Here is a 14,454-nt window from a genome sequence, read left to right on the forward strand (position 1 = left end):
CAAGCATGATCGCCTGCCCGTTATTGGCATTGCCGTTATGCAGGTACGAAATATTTTTATCCTTCGTGTAACCAGGGCGGACGATGGAACGAATTACACATAACGACACGTTGCGCAGCAGAGAACTCCATCTTCAACGCTTGTTCCTCGACGGTTTAAACGGAGACGAATGGGCTTATCGGGAGTTTCTGTCTGAATTAAGCGGTCATGTGCGCGGCTTTTTGCGAGCGAAACTTCAACGGCAACCCGAAGAATCCGAGGACTTGTTGCAAGAGGTCTTACTCGCCGTTCATAACGGGCGCCATACGTACCGAGTGGATCAACCTCTGACCGCTTGGGTCTTTGCTATTGCGCGCTACAAGCTTACTGATTTTTTTCGAGGCAGGTCACGCCGTGAGGTGTTTAACGACTGTCTCGACGATGTGTCCGAGCTGTTTGCCGAGCCCGAGCTAGAACCTGCGCAGGCCAGTCGCGACCTACGCAAGTTGTTGGCGCAGCTGCCTGAACGTCAGCGTCTACCCATCGTGCATGTGAAGCTTGAAGGATTGACGGTAACGGAAACTGCGCACATGACGGGATTATCGGAGTCGGCTGTGAAGATAGGCATACATCGCGGGCTTAAGGCGTTGGCGGCGAGAATTATAGGTGCACGATGAAAACTGACGATTTTATTACCATGCTCGCGTCGGGCGTTACCCCGGTTGACCGCAATGCCCTGCCCAAACGCTTTGGTGTCGCCGTGTTGGTGGGACTAATGGCTGCCACCTTGTTGGTGGCGACTGTACTGGGCATTCGTCCAGACCTGGCTAAAATTGCGGCAACGCCAATTTTTTGGGCGAAGATCGGTTTTCCTCTATGCCTGATGATGGGTGCGCTCCGTTCGGTTTCGCGGCTGGCAAGACCCGGCACAACCCTTGGCTCCGGAAAACTCCTGATCGTTGCGGCAGTTGCGGCGGTATGGGCCGGCACCCTTTATGTCCTCATGAGCGCAGCACCCGATGCGCGCGTTGCGATTATCCTCGGCAAGACGTGGCGGGTGTGTGCGTTGAACATTACCTTGCTGTCGATTCCAGGATTCATTGCCGTTTTCTGGGCCCTACGTGGACTTGCGCCCACGCGACTGGTACTAGCAGGTGCCTGTGGCGGATTGATGGCCGGTGCGATGGCTACGCTTGCATACAGCTTGCATTGCCCAGAAATGGAAGTTCCATTTTGGGGCGCCTGGTACTTACTGGGCATGCTGGTTCCAGCAGCCATCGGTGCGTTGCTCGGGCCGCGATGGCTTCGTTGGTAACAAACAAAACCCCCGTATCGGCTAGCGGTTACGAGGGTTTTGAGGTTTACCAAACGCTGTGAAACTCCACGGAATTCGTCAGACGTTAAAGCGGAAGTGCATTACGTCGCCGTCTTTGACAATGTATTCCTTGCCTTCCAGGCGCCATTTACCGGCTTCTTTAGCACCGGCTTCGCCCTTGTACTGAATGAAGTCGTCATAGGCGATGACTTCGGCGCGGATGAAGCCTTTTTCGAAGTCGGTGTGAATTACGCCTGCAGCTTGAGGACCGGTGGCGCCGACGCGGACGGTCCACGCACGGACTTCTTCAACGCCAGCGGTGAAGTAGGTTTGCAGGTGCAGCATCTCGTAACCAGCACGAATTACCCTGTTCAAACCGGGTTCTTCAAGGCCTAGGGCTTCGAGAAACATGTCTTTTTCTTCGCCATCATCAAGTTCGGCAATTTCTGCTTCGATCTTGTTACAAACCGGCACCACAATCGCGCCTTCTTCTTTGGCAATGGCGCGAACCACGTCCAGCAGCGGGTTGTTTTCGAAGCCGTCTTCGGCAACGTTGGCGATGTACATGACTGGCTTCGTGGTCAACAGGTGGAAGCCGCGAATGGCTGCCTTCTCATCGGTGCTCATGTTCTTCATCAGGCTGCGCGCTGGCTTGCCTTCGGTGAAGTGAGTGATGAGTTGTTCCAGCAAGCCTTTCTGAATGACTGCGTCCTTGTCACCGCCTTTGGCATTGCGCGTGACTTTCTGCAGTTGTTTTTCACAGCTGTCGAGGTCGGCGAAGATCAATTCCAGGTCAATGATCTCGATATCACGTTTGGGGTCAACGCTGTTGGAAACGTGAATAACGTTCTCGTCTTCGAAGCAGCGGACGACGTGAGCGATTGCATCGGTTTCACGGATGTTGGCGAGGAACTTGTTGCCCAGCCCTTCACCTTTCGATGCGCCCGCGACTAGGCCAGCGATATCGACGAACTCCATGGTAGTCGGCAAGATACGCTTTGGTTTGACAATGGCTGCCAAGGCATCAAGGCGTACGTCAGGCATCGCCACAATGCCGGTGTTCGGCTCAATGGTGCAGAAGGGAAAGTTCTCTGCCGCAATGCCGGATTTAGTCAGGGCGTTGAAAAGAGTGGACTTGCCGACGTTAGGTAGGCCGACGATGCCGCAGTTAAATCCCATGATATTTCCCCTCGGAGTTAGTCAAGCCTTCTGGCTGTGCAGGTTCTTCATCGCACGGTTCCATTCACCGGCGAAGATATCCGGCAGCACGCCGAGGGCAAAATCGATACTGGTGTCCAGTTTTTCCTGCTCGGCGCGAGGCGCTCGACTCAAGACAAATCCAGAGACCTTACTGGCATCACCCGGGTGGCCAATGCCAAGCCGCAGGCGGTGGAATGTATTTTGATTGCCGAGTTGCGCGATGATGTCGCGTAACCCGTTATGACCGCCATGGCCGCCGCCTTGCTTGAGCTTGGCAACGCCGGGTGGCAGATCAAGTTCATCGTGAGCCACCAGTATGGCGTCTACCGGGATACGATAAAAGCCAGCAAGCGCCGCGACTGATTGTCCGCTGCGGTTCATGAACGTGGTGGGAATCAGCAGACGAACATCCTGACCCAAGTGACTAAAGCGCCCGGTCAGGCCAAAAAATTTGCGCTCGGCAACTAGATTGATGTGGTGTGCCGCAGCAATGCGCTCAACAAAAAAAGCCCCTGCGTTATGCCGGGTCTGTTCGTATTCGGCGCCTGGATTTCCCAGGCCAACGATCAGTTGTATGGCAGTCACGACAGGGGCTCTTCCTTGGAGTTGTGGATAACACCGATATAGACAGTGGCAGCAATAGGCGAAATTAGCTCATTTACCATGATGTAAACTCCGCGATCTCGCCCACTTTGCCTGACTATCGCTCCCGGTGTTTTCTGAGCAACTCCGACGTTGCCAAGTAATGAATTACTCGGCTGCGGTTGCGTCTTCAGTCGGCGCTACACGTGGCGCGTGAACGTTGGCTACGGCCAAGTTGTTACCGTGCACGAGTGCGACAAACTCAACACCTTTAGGTGCATTCAGGTCTGACAAGTGTACGATCGAACCGACTTCGGCGTTACCCAGGTCGACTTCGATGAACTCAGGCAGATCTTTTGGCAGGCAAGTCACTTCAACTTCAGAAATAACGTGCGAGATTTCGCCGCCTTTCTTGATAGGAGCTTCTTCATTGATGAAGTGCACTGGTACGTGGGCGGTCAGTTTCTGACCGGCAATTACACGCACAAAGTCAGCGTGAAGCACGTGACCTTTAGCTGGGTGACGTTGCAGTGCCTTGATAACGACGTTCTGCTTGGCGCCGGCAATATTCAATTCGATAACGTGGCTGAAAGCAGCTTCGTTTTCTAGCAGCTTGGCAACTTCTTTGGCGGTCATGCTGATGGATTCAGGGGCTTTTTCGCCACCGTAAACTACAGCTGGAACCAGGCTCGCGAGACGACGCAGGCGGCGGCTCGCACCTTTCCCCAGGTCAGAACGCAGTTCAGCATTTAAAGTAAATTCATTCATGGTGTTTCTCCAAAATAACCACATTCGCCCAGCGTTTGCGACCGGCGCCAAGGCGATATGGGCAAAAAAGCCCCGCTCCAACAATAGGTTGGGGCGGGGCGCTTTTCGACAACTAGATGTAGCGTAGGGCAGAGCCCTTAGCGGAACATCGCGCTGATCGATTCTTCGTTGCTGATGCGGCGAACCGCCTCGGCGACTACCGGTGCGATATCCAATTGACGGATACGTGAACAGGCTTGAGCAGCAGCGGACAATGGGATGGTGTTAGTTACCACCAATTCGTCCAGCATGGAATTTTCAATATTCTCGATCGCCCGACCCGACAGCACAGGGTGTGTGCAGTAAGCGAAAACCTTGGAAGCGCCATGCTCTTTAAGGGCCTTTGCCGCGTGGCACAAAGTGCCGGCGGTATCGACCATGTCATCGACCAAAATACAGGTACGCCCTTCAACATCGCCGATGATATGCATCACTTCCGAGTGATTAGCTTTTTCACGGCGCTTGTCGATGATCCCGAGATCGACGCCCAGAGATTTAGCAACAGCACGTGCACGCACGACGCCGCCAATATCCGGAGATACGATCATCAGGTTTTCGAAGCGTTGATCTTCAATGTCATCCACCAATACTGGGGAGCCGTAGATGTTATCTACCGGAATATCGAAAAATCCCTGAATTTGGTCAGCATGCAGATCAACCGTTAGAACACGATCAATCCCGACTACCGTCAGCATGTCAGCCACAACTTTTGCGCTGATTGCTACACGTGCGGAGCGCGGACGGCGATCCTGACGGGCATAACCAAAGTATGGGATTACCGCAGTGATACGAGAAGCCGAGGAGCGGCGGAAGGCGTCTGCCATCACTACCAGTTCCATCAGGTTATCGTTCGTTGGGGCACAAGTCGGCTGAATAATGAACACGTCTTTACCGCGAACGTTTTCGTTAATCTCAGCGCTGATTTCACCATCGGAGAACTTACCGACGGAGATATCACCTAGTGGGATATGTAGCTGACGTACTACACGTCGAGCTAGATCGGGGTTGGCGTTCCCCGTAAAAACCATCATCTTGGACACGCGCACTACCTGCCGGCTGAGGGTATACCTGGATGAGTATAGAAAATGGCAGGGGCGGCTGGATTCGAACCAACGCATGGCAGGATCAAAACCTGCTGCCTTACCGCTTGGCGACGCCCCTGTAATTGTTGCATCTGAGTGCCCAGCACTCAGTTCTTAGAACAGCTCTTGCAGCTTGCGGTGCAACATCGAAACGTTGCTCCCCTTCGCTACAAACCCTGTAAGGGTCTCTGTTAGAAGGGCCGAGACTTTATCAGCTTCAGCTTTGTTTGGGAAGGCCCCAAACACACAACTTCCAGTACCAGTTAATTTTGCGTCGGCATATTTGCCCAGCAAATTCAAAGCGTTACGAACGGCTGGATAACGCCTCTCTACAACTGGTTGACAGTCATTTCGACTGTTTCCCTCAAGAACGGGGCGCACTTTAATTGGAGGAGTGTCACGTGTCAACAGCGGATCTGAAAAAATTTCTGCTGTACTTACAGATACTTGCGGCACAAGCACCAGATACCACGGTTCTTCGGGGTCTACAGGGGTCAATATTTCTCCGACACCTTCGGCAAAAGCTGCGTGGCCACGTACGAAAACCGGGACGTCTGCGCCCAGTGTAAGGCCTAGAGCGGCCAAACGATCTTCTTCCCAGCCGAGTTTCCACAGGTGATTTAGGCCCAGCAAAGTAGTAGCTGCATCGGAGCTTCCACCGCCGATTCCCCCTCCAATGGGCAGGCGTTTTTCCAGCCAAATGTCTGCGCCAAGGCTACTGCCAGCCTGTTTTTGCAGTGCGCGAGCGGCTCTGACGATCAGATTGGAGTCGTGGGAGACATTTGGAATGTCAGTTTGTAGCTGGATGCGGCCGTCATCGCGTATTGCAAAACTGAGTTCGTCGCCGTAATCGAGAAACTGAAATAGTGTTTGCAGTTCGTGGTAGCCATCAGCGCGGCGGCCGAGAATATGTAGCATAAGGTTGAGCTTGGCCGGCGCGGGCAGCGTCAAGCGTTCAGTCATCATGCTCACTGCCCCAATTTGCGCGGCTGCCAGTCCTTGATCACCAGGGTGACATCAAGGTCTTGCCCATGCAGCTTGATGCGCTCGGGCAACCAGTAGCCGTTCTGTTCCGAATAGCTGAGGTATTGGACTTGCCAATTATCTTGTTCAAGGCTGGCAAGGCGACTGTCACCGTCGAGCGTCAGTTTGCTTTTGCTGTCCGGGGCAGGAAGGCCACGCACCCACCACACCAAATGCGAGACCGGTAACTTCCAGCCTAACTGCGCTTGTAGGAGGTCTTCGGGGTTGGAGGCCTCGAAGCGTCCCTGGTTGGCGACTTCTAGCGCCACGGTGCCTGGACGACCTGTCAATCGTGCTGCGCCGCGTCCCAAGGGACCAGATAGTCGGATGTCGTAATAGTCTTGTCGCTGTAACCAGAACAAGGTGCCGCTCCCCGAATCCTTGGGCGCACGAATACCCACCTTGCCGCTAATTTGCCAGCCGTCCAGGCTGCTCAGTTGTGCTTTATGTTCGCGCCATTGCGCGGGGCTGCCTTGGCCCTGCACGGCTTCGCGGTTAGTAAAACCGGCGCAGCCGGCGAGCAGGGTGATCAAGCTAAAAACTATAACGTGGCGCAAAAACATAAAATTAAAGAGTCTCAGATCCGGTCAGGCGCCGCAGAGTGCTGCGCAGAATTGGGCTGTCAGGTTGTTGTTCAAGGGCCTTGCCCCAGACTTTGCGAGCTTCGCGCTGGTTGCCTTTGGCCCATAAGACTTCGCCCAAGTGAGCGGCTACTTCATGGTCGGGGAAGCGTTTCAGGGCTTGTCGCAGTAGGCGTTCAGCTTCATCAAGGTTGCCCAAGCGGTAGTTCACCCAGCCGAGGCTGTCGAGGACTGCCGGGTCTTCCGGGTTAAGGTGATGGGCGCGTTCGATCAGCTCTCTAGCTTCGGCGTAGCGCGTTGTACGGTCTGAAAGCGTGTAACCCAATGCGTTCAGCGCCATGGCATTGTCTGGTTCGCGCTTCAGGATGGCGCGAAGGTCTTTTTCCATCTGCACCAGATCGTTGCGTTTTTCCGCCAGCATGGCGCGGGTATAGAGCAAGTTCAGGTCATCAGGAAATTGCTTCAGCGCCAGTTCCAACACGCGCGATGACTGATCAAATTGCTTGCTGTTTTCCAGTGTCTGCGCTTCGATCAAATACAACTGGACCGCGTAATCGGGCTGAGCATCACGTGCCGAAGCCAGAAGTTTGGACGCTTCAGCGGTACGGCCGTGACTCATCAAAATATCTGCCTGACGTAACTGTGCGGCCAAGTAATCGTTGCCGGGGCCAACTTGGGCATATTCAATCAGGGCTTTGTCAGCAGCGTTGCGTTCTTCGTCAACACGACCGAGGTTCAGGTGCGCCGAATCAACGTGACTGCCGCGACCGATCAAGTCTTCGAGGTAACCGACGGCTTCGTCCCAAGCTTTGGCCTCAAGGCAGACAAGCGCCAGTGAATAACGCAGTTCGTCGTCGTCCGGGAATTGCTGCACCAGACTTGAGAACTCGATCTTGGCCTCATCTATGCGATTCTGCTCGACCAGCATCCGTGCGTATGTCAAGCGCAGACGTTTATCATCAGGGTATTTTTTGATGTTTTTTTGCAGGATGGGCAGGGCTTCTTTGCCACGGTCCATTCCTTGAAGAATGCGTGCTCGCAACAGAATAGGTGCAACCTCACCGTCAGTCGGCGGATTGTCTTCCAGCAACTTCAAGGCCGCTTCGGTATCACCGTTTTGCTGAAGGAGTAAGGCTTTACCAAATATCAGTTGGCCGTTCTTCGGATATTTCTTAAGCAGACGGTCAAAGCTTTTCAACAGACCATTGCGCGTATCTACATCGGTTTCTGCAGCAGACAGTGCCAAGAAGTCGAAATGCGTATCGCCTTGCCCTTGAAGTACCTTCTCCATATCCGCCATGGATTCGTCGTAGCGTCCGGCGCGGGCCAGTTGAATTGCTGCAGCGCGTTGAGCTTCAAGATTGGTGGGGTCGTTTTTCGCCCAGATTAACGATGTTTCCAGTGCAGCCTGATCGGCGCCCAGGTACTCGGCAATCCGGAAAGCTCGCTCGGAAACCCCGGGGTCCTGGGTGTTGACCGCCTGAGTGACGTAATTATCCAGGGCGATGTCGAAGCGATTGCGCTGGCCAGCCAGCTCCGCTGCCAACAGGCTGACAACCGTGTCTTGAGAAAATGAGCTATAGACCTGCGGCTTGGCGACAGGCGCGGGTGTTGTGTCTAAGGCCGGAGCGGTTGCGTCCGGAGAAACGGGAGCCAAGGCTTGGCAGCCGTTTAAAAAGACAAAGGCGAGAAATAACGCGGAGGATCTATTCATATATAGGGAAAGGACGACTTACCTGCGGTCAGATCATCATGACACAAGCCTTGGAGCAAACCCACAGCCGGTGCGAAAACTACTCGGCTTGCCCGATTCCTGGATGAAAACACCCCAGATTATCGGTATCAAGTGAGCATCCCTATTAGGACAATAGTCTGCGGTAGTTGTTCTGAATCAGGCGAAGTAGGACAATTGCCGGCTTCACGTCACCATCAGCGACCTTGAATGGCCTTCCTTGCACTCGGTATTAACCATAAGACTGCCTCAGTCGATGTCCGCGAGCGCGTGGCATTTACGCCTGAGCTGTTGGTAGAGGCGTTGCAGCAGCTTTGCCGTCTCACCGATAGCCGCGAAGCTGCAATCCTCTCGACCTGCAATCGCAGTGAGCTTTACATCGAACACGACAACATTGCTGCCGACTCGGTTCTGCGTTGGTTGGCCGATTATCATCATTTGAGCCTGGAAGAGCTGCGGGCCAGCGCTTATGTGCACGAAGATGATGCGGCAGTTCGTCACATGATGCGGGTGGCCTCGGGGCTTGACTCACTGATATTGGGCGAGCCACAGATTCTTGGCCAAATGAAATCCGCGTACGCCGTTGCACGGGAAGCAGGGACCATCGGCCCACTGCTCGGTCGACTGTTTCAGGCCACGTTCAACGCAGCCAAACAGGTGCGTACTGAAACGGCCATCGGTGAAAACCCGGTATCGGTTGCGTTTGCCGCGGTAAGTTTGGCGAAACAGATTTTCAGCGACTTGCAACGCAGTCAGGCGTTGCTGATTGGCGCAGGTGAAACCATTACATTGGTCGCCCGACACCTGCACGAACTGGGCGTGAAGCGTATTGTAGTGGCCAATCGCACGCTGGAACGCGCCAGTATCCTGGCTGCCGAATTTGGCGCGCACGCGGTGTTGCTTTCAGACATTCCCGCAGAGCTGGTCAACAGCGACATCGTTATCAGTTCTACTGCCAGTCAGTTGCCGATTTTGGGCAAGGGTGCGGTGGAAAGCGCCTTGAAGCTGCGTAAGCACAAACCGATTTTCATGGTGGATATCGCTGTTCCTCGGGACATTGAGCCTGAAGTCGGTGAATTGGACGACGTTTACCTTTATAGCGTCGATGACCTGCACGAAGTGGTTGCTGAAAACCTCAAGAGTCGCCAAGGCGCCGCGCAAGCAGCTGAAGAACTGGTGATGATTGGCGCCAACGATTTTATGCTGCGCCTGCGCGAATTGGCGGCGGTGGATGTGCTTAAAGCCTACCGCCAGCAAAGCGAGCGCCTGCGAGATGACGAACTGCTCAAAGCACAGCGGATGCTGGCCAACGGCGGCAGTGCTGAAGACGTGCTGATGCAGCTGGCTCGCGGCCTAACGAACAAACTGATGCATGCACCTAGTGTGCAACTGAAAAAGCTGACAGCCGAGGGCCGCCTTGATGCGCTGGCCATGGCCCAGGAACTTTTTGCCCTTGATGAGGGCTCGACGGATAAACCCCCGCAATGAAAGCTTCACTGCTCAATAAGCTGGACATCCTCAATGACCGCTACGAGGAATTGACCGCACTGCTGGGCGATGCCGAAGTCATTTCCGAGCAAAATAAATTTCGCGCCTATTCCCGCGAATACGCTGAAGTAGAACCGATTGTCGTGACTTACATTCAGTTGCTCAAAGTCGTGAGCGATATGGAAGCCGCGCAGGCATTGCTCAAAGACAGCGACCCGGATATGCGTGAAATGGCCAGCGAGGAAGTTCGTGAAGCCAAAGCCCGGTTAATTGACCTCGAAGGTCAATTGCAACGCATGTTGCTGCCAAAAGACCCAAATGACGGCCGCAATGTCTTTCTGGAAATTCGTGCTGGCACCGGTGGTGATGAAGCAGCGATATTCTCCGGCGATTTGTTCCGTATGTATTCGCGTTATGCCGAGCGCCGTGGCTGGCGCGTGGAAATTCTCTCTGAGAATATTGGCGAGCATGGCGGCTTTAAAGAAGTCATTGCTCGTGTCGAAGGCGAAAACGTCTATGGCAAATTGAAATTCGAATCCGGCGCGCATCGAGTACAACGCGTTCCAGAGACCGAATCCCAGGGCCGAATCCATACGTCTGCTTGCACCGTGGCGGTCTTGCCAGAACCTGATGAGCAGCAATTAATTGAAATCAATTCCTCCGACCTGCGGGTGGATACTTATAAGTCTTCAGGCGCAGGCGGCCAGCATGTCAACAAGACCGACTCGGCAGTGCGTATAACTCACTTGCCGACCGGTATTGTCGTTGAGTGCCAAGAGGAGCGTTCCCAGCACAAAAACCGCGCGCGGGCGATGTCTTGGCTATCAGCAAAACTCAATGATCAGCAAACCAGCGCGGCAGCCAATGCTATCGCCAGCGAGCGTAAACTGTTGGTGGGCTCGGGCGACCGATCCGAACGAATTCGCACGTACAACTTCCCTCAGGGGCGGGTGACGGATCACCGTGTCAACTTGACGCTGTATTCTCTTGATGAAGTTTTGGCGGGCGGAGTCGATGCAGTGATAGAGCCACTTCTAGCTGAGTATCAGGCCGATCAACTTGCAGCATTGGGTGAATAAATGACGATTATCGCCAGCTTGTTAAGAGGCGCCGAGCTTCCTGATTCGCCGACTGCGCGTCTGGATGTGGAGTTACTGTTGGCAGCAGCTCTGGGAAAGCCTCGAAGCTTTTTGCACACATGGCCAGAACGAATAGTCAGCACCGAAGCGGCGCTGATGTTCGCGTCCTACTTGGCGCGGCGGCGAACAGGTGAACCGGTGGCTTATATTCTGGGCCAGCAAGGTTTCTGGAAGCTTGACCTGGAAGTCGCACCGCACACGCTGATTCCTCGGCCTGACACTGAGCTGTTGGTTGAGGCAGCGCTGGAATTGCATGCAGCAACGCCGACATTGGCGCCGGTGACGGTGCTCGACCTCGGTACCGGCACCGGAGCAATTGCCTTGGCGCTGGCAAATGAGCGTCCAGCCTGGGTTGTGACCGCTGTAGACCGCGTGCCGGAAGCCGTGGCCTTGGCGGAGCGCAATCGTCATCGGCTGCACCTGGATAACGCCATCGTCCTGAAAAGCCACTGGTTCAGCGCCCTCCAGGGGCAGCGTTTCGATCTGATCATTAGCAATCCTCCTTATATAGCGGCTGCCGATCCCCACCTGTCAGTGGGTGATGTGCGTTTTGAGCCGAGCAGCGCGCTGGTGGCGGGGGTTGATGGCCTGGATGACATACGTCTGATTATTGCGCAGGCGCCTGAACATCTCGAGGCGGGTGGGTGGTTGCTGCTTGAGCACGGTTACGATCAGGCTGCTGCCGTGCGTGACCTGCTGGCTGGCGAAGGGTTCGAACGTATTCATAGCCGCATGGACTTGGGCAGCCATGAACGAATTACCCTGGGCCGCCGTCCATGCTGACTGACTCGGAACTGTTGCGTTACAGCCGACAGATTTTGTTGCAGTACGTTGATATCGAGGGTCAGTTACGTCTCAAAAACAGCCGTGCACTGATCGTTGGCCTTGGTGGTCTTGGTTCTCCGGTGGCTTTGTACTTGGCGGCGGCCGGGGTCGGTGAACTGCATTTGGCCGACTTCGACACCGTGGACCTGACCAATCTGCAACGGCAGATCATTCATGACAGCCGCAGCGTGGGGCAGAGTAAAGTCGATTCGGCCATCGAACGTCTTACGGCCCTCAACCCGGAATTGAAATTAATTGCCCATCGCAGTGCTCTCGACGCCGACAGCCTGGCGGCAGTCGTTGCGTCAGTGGATCTGGTCCTCGATTGCTCCGACAACTTTGGCACTCGCGAAGCGGTAAATGCGGCCTGTGTCGCCGCCCGCAAACCGTTGGTCAGTGGTGCAGCGATTCGCCTTGAAGGCCAGTTATCGGTATTCGATCCCCGGCGTGCCGAGAGCCCTTGCTATCACTGCCTTTACGGTCACGGCAACGAAGACGAATTGACGTGCAGCGAAGCGGGCGTGATTGGCCCCTTGGTTGGGGTGGTCGGCAGTTTACAGGCGTTGGAAGCATTGAAGCTGCTTGCCGGCTTTGGAGAGCCTATGGTGGGGCGGCTATTGTTGGTTGATGCCTTGACCAGCCGCTTTCGGGAAATCAGGGTCAAACGAGATCCTGCGTGCAGTGTCTGTGCCTGCGCGCATGACTAAAAAAAATGAAGCGGCCATCGGAGTATTCGATTCCGGGGTGGGTGGATTATCGGTTTTAGGTGAGATTCGCAGCCTGTTGCCCAACGAATCATTACTGTACGTGGCTGACTGCGGTCACATTCCCTATGGCGAGAAAACCACCGAGTTCATTCGTCAACGCTGTGCGGTCATCGCTGATTTTTTCCATGTACAAGGTGCTAAAGCGCTGGTGCTGGCGTGCAATACCGCCACGGTGGCAGGGGTCGCCGATTTGCGCCAGCGTTATCCAGACTGGCCCATCGTCGGCATGGAGCCCGCCGTCAAACCGGCTGCAGCGGCGACTCGAAGCGGCGTGATCGGGGTATTGGCAACCACGGGCACGCTACAAAGCGCAAAATTCGCAGCGTTACTTGATCGATTCGCCATTGATGTGCAGGTGATTACTCAGCCGTGCCCGGGCCTGGTCGAGTTGATCGAAACCGGAGACTTGGTCAGCCCTGTTATTCACACTTTGCTGCGCAGTTACGTCGAACCTTTGCTGGCTGCGGGCTGCGACACCATTATTTTGGGTTGCACGCACTATCCCTTCCTCAAACCGCTGCTGCGCGAAATGATCCCGAAGTCCATTAGTCTGATCGACACTGGTGGCGCTGTAGCGCGTCAGCTTCAACGTTTACTTGGCCAGCGCAACTTGCTGGCGCAAGGCCCCGCTCAAGAAACGCACTTCTGGACCAGCGCCTCTCCAGAGGTTTTTAAAAACATATTGCCATTGCTATGGAATAAATCTGGCGATGTGCGATTCTTCGCAATGTAAAAAATGTGTCAAAGGCGCAGAGTTGGGCTGGAACTTAAGCGGGCGTCGGGATTTCTATAAAAAGTCTGTGATTAAAAAAATTCCTGAAACGTTATGTAAATAGGGTGTTTCTGATGAAGCGACTGTTTTGTTTGGCTGCGATTGCGGCCGCATTAATGGGGCAAAGTTTTATTGCTCAAGCAGCGGGTCTTGAGTTGTCAGTCGGGGAGACAGGGGAGTCGACGCAGACTTACCGATTGGGCGTGCAGTTTGATTGGGATAAAAGCTGGTTCCAGACAGACGTTGGGCGACTGACGGGCTATTGGAACGGTGCTTATACCTATTGGACCGGAAACAAGACATCAGGCAATAACAGCTTGTCGTTTTCGCCAGTTTTTGTTTATGAGTTCGGTTCGGCAAGCATTAAGCCTTATCTGGAAGCGGGTATTGGCGTGGCGGTATTTTCCAGTACACGTGTGGAAGGGCAGAATCTAAGCACCGCTTTTCTATTCGAAGACCGCGTCGGGTTTGGTTTGCGTTTTGCCGGTGGGCATGAAGTGGGTATTCGTGCGATGCATTATTCCAACGGCGGCATCAAAGAGCCAAATGCGGGTATAGAGACTTACGCGCTGCACTACACGGTTCCGTTCTAGGTTTGAACGACGGCGGGAGATGACCTCAATCCTTGTTGCTTGAAATGCGCCCCAGAGATTGGATCTATGTCCAACTTTTGGGGCTCCGTTCAGCTCTCTGTAGGCGCGAGCGTGTTAGCGAGGTGGCGTGACTGACTCCCCGCGAGATTCCTTTGCCAACAAGTCGGCTCCAGAAATTTAGGTTTCTCGGATTGCGTGTCTCCTGGCACCGTTCGTTGGCTTCGCCGGAACCTGGCGGCAGAAATAATTACCGATACGCCGTAGCTATACCGCGGCGTTCGTTCAGGCAATCTTCAGCACCTGCCTCGAACTCGCGACAAATCAATGGGCGTTTTTCGTAGATGGTGCACAGCATGGTGTTGCGATCCAAGGCTGCACACCAGCCGTCATCCAACCGCAGCATGACCTCGCCACCCCAATCGTCGTTATCGATGTAACGCTCAGGCACGCCAGTGTCAGTGATCAGCATCACTTCCAGTTGGCAGCAGCAGGCTGCGCAGGTCGAACACGTGATGGCCGGTTCTGCGGGGAGTTGAGTCAGCGGAATATTGGTGGTTGTCATAGGCGCG

General features: G+C 54.5%; 16 protein-coding genes and 1 tRNA gene. 8 read left to right on the forward strand and 9 right to left on the reverse strand.

The annotated features are described in order from the left end of the window. Positions 1–83 precede the first annotated feature (83 nt). Both RGW60_RS00320 and RGW60_RS00325 read left to right on the forward strand, forming a co-directional pair. Positions 84–656 (forward strand): sigma-70 family RNA polymerase sigma factor, encoded by a 573-nt coding sequence (locus RGW60_RS00320; protein WP_322201076.1) that lies wholly within the window; start codon positions 84–86, stop codon positions 654–656. Beyond that, complete coding sequence (locus tag RGW60_RS00325; RefSeq protein WP_322201078.1) at positions 653–1,294, forward strand: DUF1109 domain-containing protein; 642 nt, start codon at positions 653–655, stop codon at positions 1,292–1,294. Before RGW60_RS00320 ends, RGW60_RS00325 begins: the two co-directional genes overlap by 4 nt. A 78-nt stretch (positions 1,295–1,372) precedes the next feature. On the opposite strand, the gene ychF is transcribed toward RGW60_RS00325, so the two are convergent. The 8 genes from ychF to RGW60_RS00365 form a co-directional block, all read right to left on the reverse strand. Then, the gene (gene ychF / locus RGW60_RS00330; protein ID WP_322201080.1) at positions 1,373–2,473 is read right to left on the reverse strand and encodes a redox-regulated ATPase YchF; all 1,101 of its coding nucleotides are present in this window, start codon (positions 2,471–2,473) and stop codon (positions 1,373–1,375) included. Positions 2,474–2,494: 21 nt separating this feature from the next. Beyond that, on the reverse strand, positions 2,495–3,079 hold the full coding sequence (gene pth / locus RGW60_RS00335; RefSeq protein ID WP_322201082.1) for an aminoacyl-tRNA hydrolase: 585 nt from the start codon (positions 3,077–3,079) through the stop codon (positions 2,495–2,497). A 165-nt stretch (positions 3,080–3,244) separates the two neighbouring features. Then, positions 3,245–3,844, reverse strand: a complete 600-nt coding sequence (locus RGW60_RS00340) for a 50S ribosomal protein L25/general stress protein Ctc (RefSeq protein WP_322201084.1) — start codon at positions 3,842–3,844, stop codon at positions 3,245–3,247. Between the two features lie 137 nt (positions 3,845–3,981). After that, complete coding sequence (locus RGW60_RS00345; protein ID WP_297840316.1) at positions 3,982–4,923, reverse strand: ribose-phosphate pyrophosphokinase; 942 nt, start codon at positions 4,921–4,923, stop codon at positions 3,982–3,984. Positions 4,924–4,969: 46 nt separating this feature from the next. After that, positions 4,970–5,044, reverse strand: a tRNA-Gln gene (locus RGW60_RS00350). A gap of 35 nt (positions 5,045–5,079) precedes the next feature. Beyond that, a complete protein-coding gene (ispE, locus tag RGW60_RS00355; protein WP_322206814.1) occupies positions 5,080–5,928 on the reverse strand; it encodes a 4-(cytidine 5'-diphospho)-2-C-methyl-D-erythritol kinase in 849 nt (282 codons plus the stop codon). Between the two features lie 5 nt (positions 5,929–5,933). Then, the gene (lolB, locus tag RGW60_RS00360; RefSeq protein WP_322201086.1) at positions 5,934–6,551 is read right to left on the reverse strand and encodes a lipoprotein insertase outer membrane protein LolB; all 618 of its coding nucleotides are present in this window, start codon (positions 6,549–6,551) and stop codon (positions 5,934–5,936) included. A gap of 4 nt (positions 6,552–6,555) precedes the next feature. Then, positions 6,556–8,283, reverse strand: a complete 1,728-nt coding sequence (locus RGW60_RS00365; RefSeq protein WP_322201087.1) for a tetratricopeptide repeat protein — start codon at positions 8,281–8,283, stop codon at positions 6,556–6,558. 228 nt (positions 8,284–8,511) lie between these two features. Here RGW60_RS00365 and hemA point away from each other — a divergent pair, with 228 nt between their 5' ends. From hemA to RGW60_RS00395, 6 genes are all read left to right on the forward strand, one after another. Then, positions 8,512–9,789, forward strand: a complete 1,278-nt coding sequence (hemA, locus tag RGW60_RS00370) for a glutamyl-tRNA reductase (protein WP_322201089.1) — start codon at positions 8,512–8,514, stop codon at positions 9,787–9,789. After that, positions 9,786–10,868 carry a peptide chain release factor 1 gene (prfA, locus tag RGW60_RS00375; RefSeq protein WP_322201091.1) on the forward strand — a complete coding sequence of 361 codons (1,083 nt, stop codon included), beginning with the start codon at positions 9,786–9,788 and terminating at the stop codon, positions 10,866–10,868. Before hemA ends, prfA begins: the two co-directional genes overlap by 4 nt. Then, a complete protein-coding gene (gene prmC, locus RGW60_RS00380) occupies positions 10,869–11,711 on the forward strand; it encodes a peptide chain release factor N(5)-glutamine methyltransferase (RefSeq protein WP_322201093.1) in 843 nt (280 codons plus the stop codon). Beyond that, complete coding sequence (locus tag RGW60_RS00385) at positions 11,705–12,460, forward strand: molybdopterin-synthase adenylyltransferase MoeB (protein ID WP_322201095.1); 756 nt, start codon at positions 11,705–11,707, stop codon at positions 12,458–12,460. The genes prmC and RGW60_RS00385 overlap by 7 nt, the downstream gene beginning before the upstream one ends. Next, entirely contained in the window at positions 12,453–13,253 is an 801-nt protein-coding gene (gene murI, locus RGW60_RS00390) for a glutamate racemase (RefSeq protein ID WP_322201097.1), read from the forward strand. Before RGW60_RS00385 ends, murI begins: the two co-directional genes overlap by 8 nt. Before the next feature lie 113 nt (positions 13,254–13,366). Continuing rightward, positions 13,367–13,885 (forward strand): acyloxyacyl hydrolase, encoded by a 519-nt coding sequence (locus tag RGW60_RS00395; RefSeq protein WP_322201099.1) that lies wholly within the window; start codon positions 13,367–13,369, stop codon positions 13,883–13,885. Between the two features lie 247 nt (positions 13,886–14,132). Here RGW60_RS00395 and RGW60_RS00400 read toward each other — a convergent pair whose 3' ends face one another. Then, positions 14,133–14,447: a YkgJ family cysteine cluster protein gene (locus RGW60_RS00400; RefSeq protein WP_322201101.1), complete on the reverse strand. Its 315-nt coding sequence runs from the start codon at positions 14,445–14,447 to the stop codon at positions 14,133–14,135. Positions 14,448–14,454 lie beyond the last annotated feature (7 nt).

This window comes from Pseudomonas sp. AB6 (assembly GCF_034314105.1).
Lineage (GTDB): Bacteria > Pseudomonadota > Gammaproteobacteria > Pseudomonadales > Pseudomonadaceae > Aquipseudomonas.

Excerpts from the sequence above, each read along its gene's own strand:
- RGW60_RS00365 (WP_322201087.1), bottom strand. The coding sequence starts at position 8,283 with ATGAATAGATCCTCCGCGTTATTTCTCGCCTTTGTCTTTTTAAACGGC.
- murI (WP_322201097.1), top strand. The coding sequence starts at position 12,453 with ATGACTAAAAAAAATGAAGCGGCCATCGGAGTATTCGATTCCGGGGTG.
- RGW60_RS00325 (WP_322201078.1), top strand. The coding sequence starts at position 653 with ATGAAAACTGACGATTTTATTACCATGCTCGCGTCGGGCGTTACCCCG.
- RGW60_RS00320 (WP_322201076.1), top strand. The coding sequence starts at position 84 with ATGGAACGAATTACACATAACGACACGTTGCGCAGCAGAGAACTCCAT.
- hemA (WP_322201089.1), top strand. The coding sequence starts at position 8,512 with ATGGCCTTCCTTGCACTCGGTATTAACCATAAGACTGCCTCAGTCGAT.
- prmC (WP_322201093.1), top strand. The coding sequence starts at position 10,869 with ATGACGATTATCGCCAGCTTGTTAAGAGGCGCCGAGCTTCCTGATTCG.
- RGW60_RS00400 (WP_322201101.1), bottom strand. The coding sequence starts at position 14,447 with ATGACAACCACCAATATTCCGCTGACTCAACTCCCCGCAGAACCGGCC.
- ychF (WP_322201080.1), bottom strand. The coding sequence starts at position 2,473 with ATGGGATTTAACTGCGGCATCGTCGGCCTACCTAACGTCGGCAAGTCC.
- ispE (WP_322206814.1), bottom strand. The coding sequence starts at position 5,928 with ATGACTGAACGCTTGACGCTGCCCGCGCCGGCCAAGCTCAACCTTATG.
- RGW60_RS00395 (WP_322201099.1), top strand. The coding sequence starts at position 13,367 with ATGAAGCGACTGTTTTGTTTGGCTGCGATTGCGGCCGCATTAATGGGG.
- RGW60_RS00385 (WP_322201095.1), top strand. The coding sequence starts at position 11,705 with ATGCTGACTGACTCGGAACTGTTGCGTTACAGCCGACAGATTTTGTTG.
- lolB (WP_322201086.1), bottom strand. The coding sequence starts at position 6,551 with ATGTTTTTGCGCCACGTTATAGTTTTTAGCTTGATCACCCTGCTCGCC.
- prfA (WP_322201091.1), top strand. The coding sequence starts at position 9,786 with ATGAAAGCTTCACTGCTCAATAAGCTGGACATCCTCAATGACCGCTAC.
- RGW60_RS00340 (WP_322201084.1), bottom strand. The coding sequence starts at position 3,844 with ATGAATGAATTTACTTTAAATGCTGAACTGCGTTCTGACCTGGGGAAA.